The sequence below is a fragment of the Micromonospora pallida genome (genome assembly GCF_900090325.1).
In the GTDB taxonomy this organism is placed as follows: Bacteria; Actinomycetota; Actinomycetes; order Mycobacteriales; family Micromonosporaceae; genus Micromonospora; species Micromonospora pallida.
Map to the genome: position 1 here is coordinate 745,282 of NZ_FMHW01000002.1, position 16,257 is coordinate 761,538.

14 protein-coding genes are annotated in these 16,257 nt (G+C 72.4%); 9 read left to right on the plus strand and 5 right to left on the minus strand.

Annotated elements, in window-relative coordinates; all coding sequences use genetic code 11:
- The first annotated feature begins 47 nt into the window (after positions 1-47).
- Genes GA0074692_RS03470 through GA0074692_RS03480 form a run of 3 tightly spaced genes read left to right on the plus strand, consistent with a single transcriptional unit; the run spans position 48 to position 3,075 of the window.
- A complete protein-coding gene (locus tag GA0074692_RS03470; protein ID WP_091639266.1) occupies positions 48-1,025 on the plus strand; it encodes a carbohydrate ABC transporter permease in 978 nt (325 codons plus the stop codon).
- A complete protein-coding gene (locus tag GA0074692_RS03475) occupies positions 1,025-1,858 on the plus strand; it encodes a carbohydrate ABC transporter permease (protein WP_091639267.1) in 834 nt (277 codons plus the stop codon). Before GA0074692_RS03470 ends, GA0074692_RS03475 begins: the two co-directional genes overlap by 1 nt.
- An 11-nt stretch (positions 1,859-1,869) precedes the next feature.
- A complete protein-coding gene (locus GA0074692_RS03480) occupies positions 1,870-3,075 on the plus strand; it encodes an ABC transporter ATP-binding protein (RefSeq protein ID WP_091639268.1) in 1,206 nt (401 codons plus the stop codon).
- An 87-nt stretch (positions 3,076-3,162) separates the two neighbouring features.
- Here GA0074692_RS03480 and GA0074692_RS03485 read toward each other — a convergent pair whose 3' ends face one another.
- A complete protein-coding gene (locus GA0074692_RS03485; protein ID WP_176738270.1) occupies positions 3,163-3,909 on the minus strand; it encodes a YsnF/AvaK domain-containing protein in 747 nt (248 codons plus the stop codon).
- Positions 3,910-4,045: 136 nt separating this feature from the next.
- Between GA0074692_RS03485 and GA0074692_RS03490 the strand changes: the two genes are divergently transcribed.
- On the plus strand, positions 4,046-5,362 hold the full coding sequence (locus GA0074692_RS03490) for an O-antigen ligase family protein (RefSeq protein ID WP_245730101.1): 1,317 nt from the start codon (positions 4,046-4,048) through the stop codon (positions 5,360-5,362).
- A gap of 303 nt (positions 5,363-5,665) precedes the next feature.
- On the opposite strand, the gene GA0074692_RS03495 is transcribed toward GA0074692_RS03490, so the two are convergent.
- Complete coding sequence (locus GA0074692_RS03495; RefSeq protein ID WP_176738271.1) at positions 5,666-6,154, minus strand: GNAT family N-acetyltransferase; 489 nt, start codon at positions 6,152-6,154, stop codon at positions 5,666-5,668.
- Between the two features lie 128 nt (positions 6,155-6,282).
- Between GA0074692_RS03495 and wrbA the strand changes: the two genes are divergently transcribed.
- Positions 6,283-6,900, plus strand: coding sequence for an NAD(P)H:quinone oxidoreductase (wrbA, locus tag GA0074692_RS03500; RefSeq protein WP_091639273.1), 618 nt, complete (start codon positions 6,283-6,285; stop codon positions 6,898-6,900).
- Positions 6,901-6,964: 64 nt separating this feature from the next.
- Here wrbA and GA0074692_RS03505 read toward each other — a convergent pair whose 3' ends face one another.
- Complete coding sequence (locus GA0074692_RS03505; protein ID WP_091639275.1) at positions 6,965-8,863, minus strand: chorismate-binding protein; 1,899 nt, start codon at positions 8,861-8,863, stop codon at positions 6,965-6,967.
- A gap of 262 nt (positions 8,864-9,125) precedes the next feature.
- Here GA0074692_RS03505 and GA0074692_RS03510 point away from each other — a divergent pair, with 262 nt between their 5' ends.
- The 3 genes from GA0074692_RS03510 (at position 9,126) to GA0074692_RS03520 (ending at position 13,675) form a co-directional block, all read left to right on the plus strand.
- Complete coding sequence (locus GA0074692_RS03510; protein ID WP_091639276.1) at positions 9,126-10,520, plus strand: FGGY family carbohydrate kinase; 1,395 nt, start codon at positions 9,126-9,128, stop codon at positions 10,518-10,520.
- Positions 10,521-10,619: 99 nt separating this feature from the next.
- Entirely contained in the window at positions 10,620-13,256 is a 2,637-nt protein-coding gene (locus GA0074692_RS03515) for a sensor histidine kinase (protein ID WP_091639278.1), read from the plus strand.
- Entirely contained in the window at positions 13,253-13,675 is a 423-nt protein-coding gene (locus GA0074692_RS03520; RefSeq protein ID WP_091639279.1) for a roadblock/LC7 domain-containing protein, read from the plus strand. Before GA0074692_RS03515 ends, GA0074692_RS03520 begins: the two co-directional genes overlap by 4 nt.
- Positions 13,676-13,930: 255 nt before the next feature.
- Here GA0074692_RS03520 and GA0074692_RS03525 read toward each other — a convergent pair whose 3' ends face one another.
- The gene (locus tag GA0074692_RS03525) at positions 13,931-14,647 is read right to left on the minus strand and encodes a DUF3159 domain-containing protein (RefSeq protein WP_091652503.1); all 717 of its coding nucleotides are present in this window, start codon (positions 14,645-14,647) and stop codon (positions 13,931-13,933) included.
- A 93-nt stretch (positions 14,648-14,740) separates the two neighbouring features.
- Here GA0074692_RS03525 and GA0074692_RS03530 point away from each other — a divergent pair, with 93 nt between their 5' ends.
- Complete coding sequence (locus GA0074692_RS03530) at positions 14,741-15,622, plus strand: phosphatase PAP2 family protein (RefSeq protein ID WP_091652506.1); 882 nt, start codon at positions 14,741-14,743, stop codon at positions 15,620-15,622.
- 72 nt (positions 15,623-15,694) lie between these two features.
- Here GA0074692_RS03530 and GA0074692_RS03535 read toward each other — a convergent pair whose 3' ends face one another.
- The gene (locus GA0074692_RS03535; RefSeq protein ID WP_091639281.1) at positions 15,695-16,147 is read right to left on the minus strand and encodes a YbhB/YbcL family Raf kinase inhibitor-like protein; all 453 of its coding nucleotides are present in this window, start codon (positions 16,145-16,147) and stop codon (positions 15,695-15,697) included.
- Positions 16,148-16,257 lie beyond the last annotated feature (110 nt).

Consider the following 16,257-nt stretch of genomic DNA (forward strand, 5'->3'; position numbering starts at 1 on the left):
GGAAGGTGCCGTCCCCGGGGCGCCGCCGAAGCTGGGGAGGTGAGGGCATGAGCGTCAACACCACGCCGGCCGCCGAGACGACGGGTCGGTCGTCGGGCCGGCACACCGCCGCCACCGGCTCCCGTCGTACCGACCGGGCCCGGCTGAGTGAGAACAAGCGGGCCGAGCGGCGGCTGGGGTGGCTGCTGTGCGCCCCGGCGGCGCTGGTCATGGTCGCGGTGACCGCGTACCCGATCCTCTACTCGGTCTGGCTGTCGTTGCAGCGCTTCGACCTGCGCTTCCCCGACGAGCGGGAGTTCGTGGGACTGGAGAACTACGCCACCGTGCTGACCAACGACTTCTGGTGGACGGCGTTCGGGGTGACCATGCTGATCACGGTGGTCACGGTCGCCGTCGAGCTGGTACTCGGCATGGGGTTGGCGATCATCATGCACCGGACGCTGGTGGGCCGGGGCATCGTCCGCACCTCTGCGCTGATCCCGTACGGGATCGTGACCGTGGTGGCGGCGTTCTCCTGGCGGTACGCCTGGACGCCGGGCACCGGCTACCTGGCGAACCTGTTCGGTGAGGGCGCTCCGCTGACCGAGCGGGCCAGCTCGCTGGCGATCATCATGCTCGCCGAGATCTGGAAGACCACGCCGTTCATGGCGCTGCTGCTGATGGCGGGCCTGGCGCTGGTGCCGGAGGACCTGCTCAAGGCGGCCTCCACCGACGGTGCGACCGCCTGGCAGCGGTTCACCAAGGTGATGCTGCCGGTGATGAAGCCGGCGATCCTGGTGGCGCTGCTGTTCCGCACGTTGGACGCGTTCCGGGTCTTCGACAACATCTACGTGCTGACCGCCGGCGGCAACGAAACCTCGTCGGTGTCGATGCTCGCCTACAACAACCTAATGCGGGGGCTCAACCTCGGCATCGGGTCGACGATGTCGGTGCTGATCTTCCTCGCCGTGGCGATCATCGCCTTCGTCTTCGTGAAGCTGTTCGGTACCGCTGCCCCCGGCAGCGACGAGGGGGAGAGGCGCTGATGGCCGACACCACCACCCGTGCGAAGCTGCGCTGGGGCCTGCTGGACGTCATCGTCGTCCTCTTCGCGCTGTTCCCGGTGCTGTGGATCGTGTCGCTGTCGCTGAAGACACCGGCGACGCTCACCGACGGCAAGTTCATCCCCCGGGAATGGACCCTGGAGAACTACCGGACGATCTTCCAGACCGACCAGTTCGTGCGGGCCCTGGTCAACTCGATCGGGATCGCCCTGATCGCCACGTTCATCGCGGTGGTTCTCGGCGCGATGGCCGCGTACGCGATCTCCCGGCTGGACTTCCCGGGCAAGCGGCTGCTGGTCGGGGTGTCCCTGCTGATCGCGATGTTCCCGCAGGTGTCGCTGGTCTCGCCACTGTTCGAGATCGAGCGGCAGCTCGGCATCTTCGACACCTGGCCGGGGCTGATCCTGCCTTACATCACGTTCGCGCTGCCGCTGGCGATCTACACGCTGTCGGCGTTCTTCAAGCAGATCCCGTGGGACCTGGAGAAGGCGGCGAAGATGGACGGCGCCACGCAGGGGCAGGCGTTCCGGCGGGTCATCGCCCCGCTGGCCGCGCCGGGACTGTTCACCACGGCGATCCTGGTCTTCATCTTCTGCTGGAACGACTTCCTCTTCGCCATCTCGCTGACCTCCACCGAACGGTCCCGTACGGTGCCGGTCGCGCTCTCCTTCTTCACCGGCGAGTCGCAGTTCGAGGACCCCACCGGGGCGATCTGCGCCGCCGCCGTGATGATCACCATTCCGATCATCCTCTTCGTCCTCTTCTTCCAGCGCCGCATCGTCTCCGGCCTGACCAACGGCGCCGTCAAGGGATAGGTGAACTCCTCGTGGCTGACATCGTGCTCGACAAGGTGAGCAAGAAGTTCCCGGACGGCACTGTGGCCGTCTCCGACGTCGACCTGGAGATCGCCGACGGCGAGTTCGTCATCCTGGTCGGTCCCTCCGGCTGCGGGAAGTCCACCACCCTCAACATGATCGCCGGTCTGGAGGACATCAGCTCCGGTGAGCTGCGGATCGACGGAAACCGGGTCAACGACAAGGCCCCCCGGGACCGGGACATCGCGATGGTGTTCCAGTCGTACGCGCTGTACCCGAACATGACCGTCCGGGAGAACATGGCCTTCCCGCTGCGCCTGGCGAAGCTGGACAAGCAGACCATCGACCAGAAGGTGGAGGAGGCGGCGAAGGTCCTGGAGCTGACCGCGCTGCTGGACCGCAAGCCGGCCAACCTCTCCGGCGGCCAGCGGCAGCGGGTGGCGATGGGCCGGGCGATCGTCCGGCAGCCCAAGGCGTTCCTGATGGACGAGCCGCTGTCCAACCTGGACGCCAAGCTACGGGTGCAGATGCGTACCGTGGTCTCCCGGTTGCAGAAGAAGCTCGGCACCACCACCGTGTACGTCACCCACGACCAGACCGAGGCGATGACCCTCGGCGACCGGGTGGTGATCATGCGGGGTGGCGCGGTGCAGCAGGTCGGCCCGCCGCAGGAGCTGTACGACCACCCACGCAACCTTTTCGTCGCCGGGTTCATCGGCTCGCCGTCGATGAACTTCCTGCCCGCGGCGGTCGAGGACGGCAAACTGCGTACCGCGGTGGGCGAGGTGCCGCTCGGTGACCGGATGCGGCGGGAGCTGGAGGGCGCCGACGCCCCCCGGGAGCTGATCCTCGGTATCCGGCCGGAGCACTTCGAGGACGCCGAGCTGGTCGACGACGACACCCGACGCCGGGGGATGGAGTTCACCGCGCCGGTCGACATCGTCGAGTCGATGGGCTCGGACAAGTACGTCTACTTCACCGTCGAGGGGGAGCGGGCCAGCGCCGCCGAACTGGAGGAACTGGCCGCCGACACCGGCGCAGACTTCGCGGGCGGCGGCTCCAGCCTGGTCACCCGGTTGTCGGCGGAGTCGACGGTGACCGAGGGGGAGGACCGGCGGGTCTGGTTCAACCTGGAGAAGATCCACCTGTTCGACCCGTCGAACGGGCGCAACCTCACGCTGCACGAGGGCCGCTCGGCCGGCGCGCTGGCCGACTGAGGTGCCTGCAGGGGCCCCCTGTTCGGCAAAAAGCGGTAACAGGGGGCCCCTGCTCACAACTCTCCCGGCGCTCAGGCGCTCAAGCGCTCAAGTGCGTCGGCGAGCCGGCTCCGGGATCTGCGCGTCAATCCGGTCCCGGTGTACCTGCTCGTCGATCGGCTGGTCCTCGACCACCTCGTCCCGGGCCAGCCGGACCCGTTCGACGGGGACCTGGTCCTTGCGCACCACCGGGTGCTCCCGCCGCAGCGTCAGCTCCCGGTCCGCCTCGCCGATGTCCGGGCGCACGTCCCGGTCGGTGGCGGTGACCGGGGAACGCTCCACCCGTACCTCGTCGTGCTCGACCGGCACGGTGGTGTGCACGTCCTCGGTGACCACGTACTTGCGCAGTCGCGCGGTGCCCGCCGGCTCGCTCTCGGTGCCGACCCGCAGCCGCTCCTCCGAGCGGACCAACTCCTGCCGGTCCTGCGGCGTCCGACGGCCCTGCGGCTGCGCGGGCCGTGGCTGCTGTTCCGGCTGCTGGCCCATGCCGTAGTGCGCGTAGAGCTGGGCGATCTGGTCGGTGCCCAGCGGTTCGTCGGTGCCGGCGTCGACCGTCGGCGCGCTCTTGACGGTCGCCTTGTCGTACGGCACCGACAGTCGGCCCTCCTGCATCCGGGCCGTGGTGAGCGGGGCCATCGACTCGTGGTGACCGAGCACGCCCGTCTTCACGCTGACCCAGGTCGCCTCTCCGGCGGCGTCGGCCCACACCTGGCCCACGCTGCCGACCCGGGCGCCCGACCGGTCCTGGACGTCCTGTCCGTACAGCGAACGGATCTGCTGTTCGGTGAGGTTCATGGTCGTCCTCCTTTCGGGTTCACGGCCCGCGTACCCGACCGACCCCCACCCACACCCACGCCACGGAGACAGATCGATCGGCTCCCGGCGGCCGGCCCTGTCGGTCCACCGTCCGACACGGGATAGGTTGCCTCCCGTGACCGTTCCCCGTCCGACGCCGCCGCTCGGGGCCCGGCCCCCGGTCGATTCCGCCGCCGTCCCGGCCAGCCGTCCCGGCCTGCCCATCTGGCCGCTGTACCTGATGTTCGGCCTGGTGCTGGTCTGGTGGCTGCTCGGCGGGCTCTACCTGCTCTGGGCGCCGTTGGCGCTGGTGCTCGGGGTGGTGCTCATGGTGCGGGGTCAGGTACGCCTGCCCCCGGGCTGGGCACTCTGGGCGGTGCTGGTGGCGCTCATGGCGCTCAGCTTCCTCCGGCTCGACGGTAACGGCCTGGTCGGCTTCGTGCTGCGGTTCGGGTTCGTCGTGGCGGCGTTCCTCGTCTACCTCTACGTCTACAACGCCGCCCGCAGCGGGGTGTCCTGGCAGTCGCTGTTCCACCCGCTCTGCCTGTTCTGGCTGACGGTGGTGGCCCTGGGCTGGTTGGCGGTGATCGCCCCGAAGCTCTCCCTGACCACTCCGGTCGAGATGGTGCTGCCCGGCAGCATCTCCGGGGAGCGGATGGTGCAGGCGCTGACCCACCTGAAGGCCACCGAGCACAACCCGCTCAGTCGTAACCCGTACTACCGGACGGCGGCGCCGTACCCGTACACCAACAACTGGGGCACCGGCTTCGCGGTCATGGTGCCCTGCGTCCTGGCGTACGTCACGTCCTTCCGGACCGGGTGGATGCGGCGGGCGCTGCTGGTGTCGCTGCCGTTGGCGCTGGTGCCGGCCTTCCTCACTCTGAACCGCGGCATGTTCGTGGGGGTGGGCATCGGCCTGTGCTACGTCGGCGTGCGCGCGTTGGTCCGCGGCGACGTGCGGATCATCGCCTCCATCGGGGCGGTGGGGGTGCTGGCCGTCCTGGTGACGTTCCTCGTGCCGGTCGGTGACCTGATCAGCAACCGGGTGGAGAACACCGACTCCACCACCGACCGGTTGGACATCTACCGCCGGACGCTCGCGGCCGTGGCCGACTCACCCCTGCTCGGCTACGGTGCCCCGCAGTTCGTGGACACCATCAAGGTGGCGGAGCCGCTCGGCACGCAGGGCCAGATCTGGCTGATCATGTACAGCCACGGCGTCCCCGCGCTGCTCGCGATGCTGCTGTTCTTCGTCCTGGTGGCCCGGCGGCTGGCCCGCGCCGTGTCGCCCGGAGGCGTCTGGCTCAGCGCGGTGCCGGTGGTGGCGCTGGGGGTGACGCCCTTCTACGGCTACACCGACATCAACCTCTCGGTGATGTTCTTCGCCATCGGCCTGGCGATGGCCGCCGTCGACGGCCCGGTGAACCGGCCGTCGGTGTGGCCGACCCGGTGAGCCGGCGGTCGGGTGGGCCGATCCGGACCCGGCCGGCGCGACGACCCCCTGATCGCGCTCCGTCAGCACGCGGGCCGGCGGAGCGCGATCCCCCGTCCAGGTTCGTCGCTGCCTGGTAGGTAACGGTTACCGGCGCCGAGGTAAGCAGCATCCCGCCAGGCGGGTCGGCCAGCGGCCGACCAGAGCGGAACTTGCGCAAAACTTGAGCACAAATCCATCGATGCCGGTCAAGCTGTTGCCGGAGTGTTGAACCAGGCTGGCGCCGGGGAGCCGGACCGGCCGCCGGCGGCCACCACAGTCGAGTCACAGCCGCTGGTACATCACCAGCAGGTCGACGTACCGGCCGTCGGGGAGCCGGAACCCCTCCGGCACCCGGCCGACGACCTCGAAGCCGAGCGACTGCCACAGGCCGACCGCCCGGGTGTTGGTCTCCACCACCGCGTTGAACTGCATCCCCCGGTAGCCCTCGGCGCGGGCCAGGTCGAGCACGTGCGCGCCAAGGGCCCGCCCGACACCCCGACCGGCGGCCGCCGGCGCGACCATGAAGCTGGCGTTGGCGACGTGCGCCCCCGGCCCGGCCTGGTTGGGCAGCATCTTCGCCGAGCCGAGCACCGTGCCGTCCGGGTCGACCGCGACCACCGTACGGGCGGGTGGTGGCGGCAGCCACAGTTGCCGGGCCTGCTCCTCGGTGACGTCCCGGTCCCAGGTGTAGGTCTCCCCGGCCGTGACGATGCCCCGGAGGAAGGGCCAGATGCGCGGCCAGTCCTCGGTGGTGGCGTCCCTGAGCAACATGGCGTCGAGCATGCCAGCCCGACCCGGCGGACCGCGCGGGGTTTACCAGCCCTAGCAGCGGTACGCGGTTTGCCGCGGCAGGCAGCGGGTAGTCGTCCGGGCTGATCAGCAGAAGGAGGGAACGCTCGATGGACGGTCAGACCAAGGTCGCGGTGATCTACTACAGCGCGACGGGCATCACGTATCAGATGGCGCAGGCGGCCTGCGAGGCCGCCGGTGAGGCCGGTGCCGAGGTGCGGCTGCGCAAGGTGCGCGAGCTGGCGCCCGAGGAGGCGATCCGGTCGAACTCCGGCTGGCAGGCCCACCACCTGGAGACGCAGGACGTGCCCGAGGCCCAACTCGACGACCTCTCCTGGGCCGACGTACTGATCTTCGGCTCGCCCACCCGGTACGGCATGATCGCCGCGCAGCTCAAGCAGTTCATCGACACCAGTGGGCCGCTCTGGGCGCAGGGCGCGCTGGCCGACAAGGTCTACACCGGGTTCTGCTCCACCGCGACCTCGCACGGCGGCCAGGAGGCCACCCTGCTGTCGCTGTACACGACGTTCTACCACTGGGGCGGGATCGTGGTGACCCCCGGCTACACCGACCCCAGCCAGTTCGTCGCCGGGAACCCCTACGGCGCCTCGCACACCAGCAACAACGGCGAGGTCGCCCCGGACCACATCGCGCTGGCCGCGACGGCGCTGACCGCGAAGCGCGCGGTCCAGGTCGCCACCCGGCTGCGGCAGGGCGCGGCGGGCTGAGGCGGTGACCGGTGGCCCGGACGGGGGCTCTCGACCCGTCCGGGACCACCGGTCGGGTCCTGCCCTACCCCTGCGGCGACGGAGTATGCGCCGGTGCCGGCAGCAACCGCCCGATCAGATCGGCCAGCACCGTCATCCCGTCCGGGCTGAGCACCGACTCCGGGTGGAACTGCACCCCGGCGAAACCTGGCCCGAGCAGCGCGTGCACCGCCCCGTCCGCGCGGTCGCGGGCCACCCGCACCGGCCCGTACGCGGTGTCCAGCCGGTCGGTGTCGGCCAGGGCGGTGAAAGTGGCGTAGAAGCCGACCCGCGCGACGTCGCCGAACAACTCCACCTCCCGCTGGAGGCCCTGGTAGGGAGCCTCGCGTCGGTGCAGTCGGAGGCCGAGCAGTCCGCACAGGAGTTGGTGCCCGAGGCAGACCGCCAGGGTCGGCCGACCGCCGTCCAGCAGTGTGCGCAGGGTGGCGCGCAGCGCCGTCATCTTGGTGTCGTCGCCGCGTGGGTCGCCGGGGCCCGGCCCCACCACCACCAGGTCGTGGCCGTCGACCGGGCCGGGGCGGTGCCACGGGCGTACCTCGACGGCGAGGCCGAGGGCGGTGAGCTGGTGGGCGAGCATGCCGGTGAAGGTGTCCTCGCCGTCGACGAGCAGCGCCCGGTGCCGGGGCGGCGCCGCCGTCGGAGCCCGCTGGTCCAGCCAGAATCGGGCCAGCCGGTCGTTGCGGGCGGCCAGGGTGGCGCGTACCTCGGGATCGTCGGCGAGGCGGACCGGTGGCCGGGGGCCGGGCGTCGGGGCGTCCGGGCGCAGGCCCAGCGCGGCGAGCACCCCGGCGGCCTTGGCGTGCGTCTCGGCGACCTCGCCGCCCGGGGTGGAGTGGCGCACCAGCGTGGCCCCGACCGGCACCCGTAGCTCACCGTCCGGGGTGAACTCGGCGGTACGGATGAGGATCGGCGCGTCCAGGGTCTGCCGTCCGACCCCGTCCCGGCCGAGCAGGGCGAGCACCCCGGCGTAGTAGCGGCGGCCGGTGCGTTCGTGCCGGGCGATGACCCGGCAGGCGTTCTCCATCGGGCTGCCGGTGACCGTCGGCGCGAACATCGTCTCCCGCAGCACCTCGCGCACGTCCCGGGTGCTCCGGCCGGCCAACAGGTACTCGGTGTGCGCGAGGTGGGCCATCTCCCTGAGGTACGGCCCGACCACCTGGCCGCCCCGCTCGGCGACGGTGGCCATCATCTTCAGCTCCTCGTCGAGGACCATGTACAGCTCCTCGACCTCCTTGTCGTCGGCGAGGAACCGCAGCAGCGCGGCCCGGTCGGCGACCCCGCCGGGGTAGCGGAAGGTGCCGCTGATCGGGTTCATCATCACCAGCCCGTCGTCGACGCTGACGTGCCGCTCCGGGGTGGCGCCGACCAGGGTCCGGGTGCCGGTGTGCACCAGGAAGGTCCAGTACGCGCCCCGTTCGGCGACCAGCAGCCGGCGCAGCGCGGCCAGCGCGGCCCGCAGGGGTGGCCCCTGCACCCGGGCCCGCAGGGTGCGGTGGACGACGAAGTTCGCCCCCGCGCCGCGGCCGATCTCCTCGCGCAGCACCCGGTCGACGATCGCGGCGTACTCGTCGTCGTCGAGGTCGAACGCCGCCCCGGAGGTGACCACCGGGGTGTCCGGCAGGGCGCGCAGCGCCTCGGGTAGGCCGCTGCGTCTCCGTCCGGTGATCTCCAGGCACTCCAGCGGCACGCCGTCGTCGACGCAGGCGAACCCCCGTTCGGTGACCTGCCGGTACGGGACCAGGGCGAGCGTGCGGGGACCGGGGTCACCGGCGTCGGGCAGCGGGATGTCGGCGAGCCGCCCGACCGGGCGTACCGGCCCGGTGAACACCTCGAGGTGGTCGCTGCCGTCGCGACGCAGCAGCGCGAACGGCCCGGGGTCGGCGCCGGCGGACACGGCGGTGGTCAGGGCGGTGAGGTCGGTCATCAGAGGGTCTCCTCGGGCCGGTGGCCGCCCGTGGGCGGTTGGGGCCGGGAGCACCGGTGGCCGCCTCAGGGGCGGCCAGGGTGGGGAAGCTACACGCGCTGGGGGACCGCCGGGTCGGCGGGCCACCAGGAGGTCAGGTGCGCGGTCACGTCCGCCAGCCTACGCGGTGCCCGGCCCGGCGGGAAAGCCTCGGGGGGCGGCCGGCGGCGGGGCGTCCGTTTGCAGGCGTCAGCGGGCGGCCTGGCGGGTACGGTGACCCGCGATGGACATTCTCGCTCTGGACCTGGGCACCTCGTCGGTGCGGGGGCTCGTGCTGGACGAGCGGACCGAACCGGTGCCTGGCGCGCTGGCCCGGCGCAAGATGCGGCTCGCGGTCGGCAATGACGGCACGGGCACCCTGGACGGGCCCGGCTACCTGGCCTGCCTCGTCGAGTGCCTGGACGAGTTGCAGGCCGGCGGGCACCTGCGTGATGTCGGCCTGGTCGCGGTCTCCGCGCAGTGGCACTCGGTGCTGCCGCTGGATGCCGCCGGCGAGCCGCTCGGGCCGGTGCTGACCTGGCTGGACACCCGCCCCGAGCCGCCCGCCGGCCGGTCGGGACCGGCCGACCCGGACGCCTTCCACCAGCGCACCGGCGCCTGGTGGCACCGCTGCTACTGGACGGCCCGTCTGCCGTGGCTGCGGGCCCGCACGCCGGTGGCCCGGTTCGTCGGACTGGCCGAGTACGCCCTCGGCGCGCTGCTCGGTGCGGTCCCGATGTCCGTTTCGCAGGCGTCCGGGACCGGCCTGCTCGACCTGCGTGCCCTCGACTGGGACGCCGAGGCGTGCGAGCTGGCCGGCGTCCGGGCCGGGGAGCTGCCGGCGCTGGCCCCGGCGGGCTGGCGGGGGCGGCTGTCGCCGGAGTTCGCCCGACGCTGGCCGGGGCTGGCCGGGGCGGCGTGGAGCGAACCGGTCGGTGACGGCGCGGCGTCGAACGTCGGGTCGGGATGTGTCGACCCGCGCCGGGCGGCGGTCACGGTCGGGACGTCCGCGGCGGTGCGGCTGATCCAGCGGGCGCCGGCGGGCGTACCGCTGCCGCCCCTGCCCGAACGGCTGTGGCGTTACCGGGTCGACCACGACCACGTGGTGACCGGTGCCGCCTACTCCTCCGGGGGCAATCTCTTCGCCTGGGCCAAGCGGGAGCTGCGCCTGCCGGAGGGCGCGGAGCTGGACGCCGCCCTGGACCGGGTCCCGGTGGACGCCGGGGTGCCGGCTGATCCCCGGTTCGGCGGCGACCGGCCGCCCGGGCTCGCGCCGGCCGGGTCGGGGAAACTGCATGGGCTGACCTTCTCCACCACCTCGGTGGAGATGCTGGCCGGGCTGATGGCCGGGGTCTGCGCCCGGGTCGCCGGCGACCTCGCCGAGATCGAGTCCACCGTGGAGCATCCGGTGGAAGTGGTGCTCGGCGGGGGTGCGGTGACCGCGTCGGCGTGGTGGCGGCGGGCGTTCGCCGCCGCGCTCGCACCCCGTACGGTGGGGCACCAGCCGAACCCGGAGATCGGCGCCACGGGCGCTGCCCTGGTCGCCCTCGGCCGGTTGGCCGAAGCGGCCGACCTGACGGGCATCAGCCGGACGGATGATCGACGGTCACCTTGGCCGGCAGGAGGATCACGCCCCTGAGTCGGTCGTCAGGCTTGACCGTTGACAGTATGTTCTGGCCTGGTTGGATGGACTCCGCTCCCCGGCTCGCGGCGGACGCGAGGCACCTAGGAGGCGTGTGTGGGGACCGGCCCGGAACCGGGGGAGAGCGTGGTGTCGAACCAGCGCCGACGCCGACTCGACGTCCGGGTGGTGCCGCCGCACCGGCGTCGATCCCCGTTCCGTCTGCGGGACTGGCGGATGGGGACCAAACTGGCCGCTGTGCTGATCATCCCGTCGGTGGCGTTCCTGGTGCTGGCGGGGGTGCAGACCCGGGGCCTGGTCGGGCAGGCCGGCGTGCTCAACGAGTTCGCCGAGCAGGTGTCGATCAGCCGGGAACTCACCGACGTGGTGCACCAGCTCCAGCAGGAACGGGACCGCTCCGCCGGTGAGTTGGCCGGACTGCGGCTGACCGGCGCGGAGACGGTGCGCAGCGACCCGGTGGCGACGTTGAAACCGTTGCAGGACGCGACGGACGCGGCGATGCAGCGGCTGCGGCGAGCCGCGGAACCCCTGGCGGACTCCGACGCGGCGTGGCGGGTGACGTACTCGGAGGTCCTGGAAGCCTACGAGCAGGTCGTCTACATCCGTTCGGCGATCGCGCCGGGGGTGCTCAGCAGCGAGACGATCCTCAGCAACTACCACCGGCTCATCGACGAGCTGCTCAACCTGCTGGCCGAGCCGTCGCCGGGACCGGACGCGCCCGCGCTCAGCGACGCGGTGCTGCGCTACGTGCAGCTCGCCCGGGTCAAGGAGCTCTCCTCCCGGATCCGGGCCCAGCTCTACGTGGCCGCCCGTGCCGGTCGGTACGGGGTGGACGACCAGGTCCTCCTGACCGACCTGCGGGCCCAGCAGCTCACCGCGCTGGGCGCCTTCCGGGTGGCGGCGACGAAGGACCAGGTCAGCCGCTACGACCAGACCTCCCGGGACCCGGCCTTCGGGGCGGCGACCCGCCTCGAGGAACAGAGCCTGCCGGTGGGCGGGGCCGACCCGGCCGTCCTGCCGGCGACCCAGTGGTGGGCGGCCAGCGAGCAGCGCCATGAGCTGCTGCGACAGGTCGAGGCCGGGGTGATCGAGGACGCGGTGGTCCAGGCGGACGAGGCGCGGGGCGCGCAACTGCGCGACACCCTGCTGGTGCTCGGCGGGATCGTCGCGGTGTTGCTGGTGGCGCTGCTGATCTCGACGCTGATCGGCCGGTCGATCGCCCGGTCCATGCGACTGGTGCGGGGACAGGCGTTGCGGATCGCCCAGCTCGAACTGCCCGAGGCCCTGGAACAGCTGCGTACGGTCACCGGCGGGGTCCCCGAGATCGAGGTCGCCCCGGCGGTGGTCCGCTCGCTGGACGAGATCGGTGAGCTGGCCGAGGCGTTCGTCGCGGTGCACCGCAGCGCGGTCAGCGTCGCGATGGAGCAGGCGACCATGCGCCGCAACGTCAACGCCATGTTCGTCAACCTGGCCCGGCGTAGTCAGGTGCTGGTCGAGCGGCAGTTGGAGCTGCTGGACGAGCTGGAACGGGAGGAGAGCGACCCGGACCAGCTGGAGAACCTGTTCAAGCTGGACCATCTGGCCGCCCGGTTGCGCCGTAACGACGAGAGCCTGCTGGTGCTCTCCGGGGCGGACTCGCGTCGCCGGTGGAACCGGCCCATCGGGTTGGCGTCGGTGCTGCTCGCCGCCGGTGCCGAGATCGAGCAGTACCAGCGGCTGCGGCACGAGTCCGTGGCCGACCTGCACGTGGTGGGGCACGCGGTCGGGGAGCTGGTGCACCTGTTGGCCGAGCTGCTGGAGAACGCCACCGCGTTCTCGCGGCCGGAGACGGTGGTGCGGGTCAACGCCCGGGTGGTGACCTGCGGCGCGCTCATCGAGATCACCGACGAGGGGTTCGGCATGAGCCCGTCGGCGCTGGAACAGACGAACCGGCTGCTGGCCAGCCCGCCGCCGGCCGACGTGGCGGCGTCCGAACGGATGGGCCTGTTCGTGGTGGGGCACCTGGCGGCCCGGCACGACATCGAGGTGCGGCTCTGCGGTGGGCCGGAGGGGGTGACCGTCCGGGTGACGCTGCCGGCGGCGCTACTGGCGCCGGCACCCGACCGGGACGTGCACACCCCGGCGTCGCGGCGGATGCTGACCGCCGCGGTGGCCGGCGCGGTGGGCGCGGCCCCGGTGGCCCGGCGGCCCGGGGCGGTGGGCGCGCTCCCGACGGGCCGGCGGACCGGGGCGCGGGCGCTGCCCGCCGGCTCCGCGTCGGCCACCTCGGGACCCATCGCCGGACGGGGGGAATGGCCGGTCGCAGGGCGACGCCCGGACCAGCCGGCGGGACCACGGCCGGTGCCGACGCGGGCCGAGGACGTCCTCGCCCCGGCGAATGGCACGGCGTCGGCGCCGAGCACGTGGTGGTCGCGGAAGGGGCCGCCGGCCGCCGCCTCGGGCGTGGGTACGTCAGCGCCGCCAGCCATCCCGGTGACCGGCGGGGTGAACCGGCGTGGCCTGCCGGTGCGGGTGCCGATGGCGCAGTTGGCCGCGGTGACCCAGTCGGCGCCGCCGGCCGCGCCGGCGCCCCGGCACGATCCGGACCCGGACGCGGTCGGTGGCATGCTGTCGCGGCTCTACAGCGGGGTGCGCCGGGCCGAGGCCGAGGACGACACCAGGGAGATCACCATGCCGGACGACACCCGGGAGACTCCCGCGGCCGGCGTGCGCAGCGAAGGGGAGCAAAATTGATGACGCTGAGTCAAGAGGCTCGTGATCTGAGCTGGTTGGTCAGTGCGTTCACCGAGCGGGTGCCGGGCGTCGTGCACGCGATCGTGGTCTCGTCCGATGGGTTGTTGGTGGCGATCTCCGACCACCTGCCCCGGGACCATGCCGACAAGCTCGCCGCGGTGACGTCCGGGCTGATGAGCATCACGGCCGGGGCGGCCCAGATGTTCGACGGCGACATCGTCAAGCAGACGGTGGTGGAGATGGGACGGGGTTACTTCCTCGTCATGCAGATCCGCGACGGGTCGATCCTGGCCACCCTGGCGGCGGGGGACGCGGACATCGGCGTGGTGGGGTACGAGATGGCCCGGTTGGCCAAGCAGGCCGGGGAGAAGCTGACACCGGCGCTGCGGGCGGAGTTGCAGCAGGCGTTGCCGCGCTGACGAACGGCCGGCCGGCGTGCGCCGTACGCCGGCCGGTGCCGCCGCCGGACGGGTTCCGCCCGCCGATTCCCAGATCCCGATCGGGAAAACCCGTGGCGCGGCGGGACAGAAAGCCCTACGACGGAGTACCGTAGATTGCGGAGAGGCCGCTCCCCCCGTGGCGGCCTCTCCCTTTTCGTGTGTGCGGCCCCCTTTTTTTGCGTGCGGCCCACCTTTTGTGCGTGCGGCTCGGCCTCTCGTACGTGGGCCGGTGCGTCAGGGACGTGCGGTGTCCTCTTCGGAACCAGCCGTGTCCTCTTCCGACGGTACGAGCGGATGCCGCAGCCCCGGATGCCCGACCGGCAGCGAACGACGCACCACCAGCCAGCTCACCGCCAGCGCCGTGGCCACCAGCGGCCAGGACAGCGCCACCCGGGCCACCACCAACGCGACCACTTGGCCGCCGAGGTACAGCGGCACGAACACCGCCAACCGCAGCGCGTACGTCGCCGCCCACACCCAACTGCCCCGCCCGTACGCGCGCAGCAGCGTCGGGTCCCGCCGCCAGCGGGTGCGCTGCCCCAACGCCACCCCGACCAGCACTCCGAGCAGCGGCCAGCGCACCACGATGCTGACCGCCCAGGCCAGCGCGCTGGCTAGGTTGGCGAGCACCTGGAGCAGGAAGAAGTCGGTCGCCCGTCCGGTGCGCAGGGCGATCAGCGCGGCCACGCAGACCGCGAGCAGCCCGATCAGCACCGACCGGGGCCGGTCGCCCCGGCGTAGCCGCCAGCCGGCGACCACGGATCCGGTCAGCACCGCTGCGAGGACCCCACCCCACAGCGACTCGCCGCCCAGCAGCCAGCCCAGACCGAAGGCGAGTGGGGGCAGGGTGGCGTCCACCGCCCCCCGCCGCCCGCCGAGCAGGTCGGCCAGGGACTCCGGCTCCCGTGGCTCGGGTACGGACGGACGATCGGTCTGCGACGTACCGGCCACCGTCACCTCCTGCTCGACACCCGCCCAAACTTAACGCCGAATTGCGGTAGGGCCACCGTCCGGGCGGCCCGTGTGTGGCGTTACCGTGTCCAGGTGCGAGCGTCGGCGAGGGTCTGGACCGCAGTGTGGCTGGTACTGCTGGCGGTCGTGTACGCGGTGGCACTGGTCGCGGTCTGGCGACTTGCCCTGCACACCCGGACCGGCCAGTGGCTGGACACGGTGGCGTTGACCGGCAACCGGATCGGGCAGGACCGCATCGACGAGCCGGTCGACCGGGTGCTCAACGCGGTGTCCGTGGTGTCCCTGCTGGCGGCGACCGCGGTGATCGGGTTCATCGCGCTGCTGCGCCGCCGGATCGCCCTGGCGGTCACCGCCACCGCGCTCATCGTCGGCGCGAACGTCACCACGCAACTACTCAAAAACGGCCTCGACCGGCCGGACTACGGCATCGACCCGGAGCGGGCCGCGGTCGGCAACAGCCTGCCCAGCGGGCACGCCTGCGTGGCCGCCTCGGTGGCCGTGGCGTTGGTTCTCGTCCTGCCCCGCAAGGTCCGGGTGCTCGGGGCGTTCCTCGGGGCCGGGTACGCCGCCCTGAACGGGGTCGCCACCCTCTCGGCCGGCTGGCACCGCCCCAGTGACGCGGTCGCCGCGTTTCTGGTGGTCGGCGGCTGGGCCGCCGCCGGGGGACTGCTGCTGTTGCTCACCCAGCGGGAGCAGGCCCAGGTCGAACCGGCCGACGCGCACCGTAGGTCGGCCCTGCTCCTGGGTGTCGTCGGCCTGTTCGCGATCGTCGTCGCCGCGGTCGCGCTGGCGTGGCTGGACGGCCAGCCCACGGAACCGGTCAGCGAACTGAGCCGGCGGCCCCTCCTCGTCGGGTACGCCGGCAGCGCCGCCGGCATCGTGGGGGTCATGGCGGTGGTGATGGCGCTGGTGCTCGCCTCGGTGCACCGACTCGTGCCCCGGGTCAAGGGCTGACCACCACCGGCCCGTCCGGGGCCGTCGTCGTGGTGGCGCGCCGGCTCGGTGGCAGGCCGGCGCGCCGGTGGGTCAGCGGTAGAACGTGCCGACCGTCGTCCCGCTGGCGATCTCCTGGCCGCCGAGCGCGCGGTGCACGTCCGACGCGTGCGGGGTCGCCGGCAGTTCCAGCGGCTGGTCCAGCGCGTACAGGCGGAAGAAGTACCGGTGCGCCTCCTCGCCCTGCGGCGGGTGCGGCCCGGACCAGCCCGTCTGACCGAAGTCGTTCGGCCACTCCCGGCCGCCCGGCGGGACCGCGCCCTCGTCCGTGCCACCGGTGGCGGGGTCGATCCCGGTCACCAGCCAGTGCAGGAACGGCGTCTTTCCGGCGTCCGGGTCCTCCACCATCAGCACCAGCTCCCGTGCCGAGTCGGGGACCTCGGCCCACTGCAACGGCGGGGACAGGTTGCCCCCTTCCCGGGAGAACCGCCCCGGCAACAGGTCGTGGTCGTTGAACGCCGTGCTGCGCAGCATGATCCCGGCCATCGTGCCTCCCCTTTCCCCTCGTCCGGCCAGCGGATACCCGTCACGTCCGCGCCGAAACGGTGTGCGGGGGTGCGCCGGTGACCCTTCGCCGGCTGGCCGGTCGGGTTCCG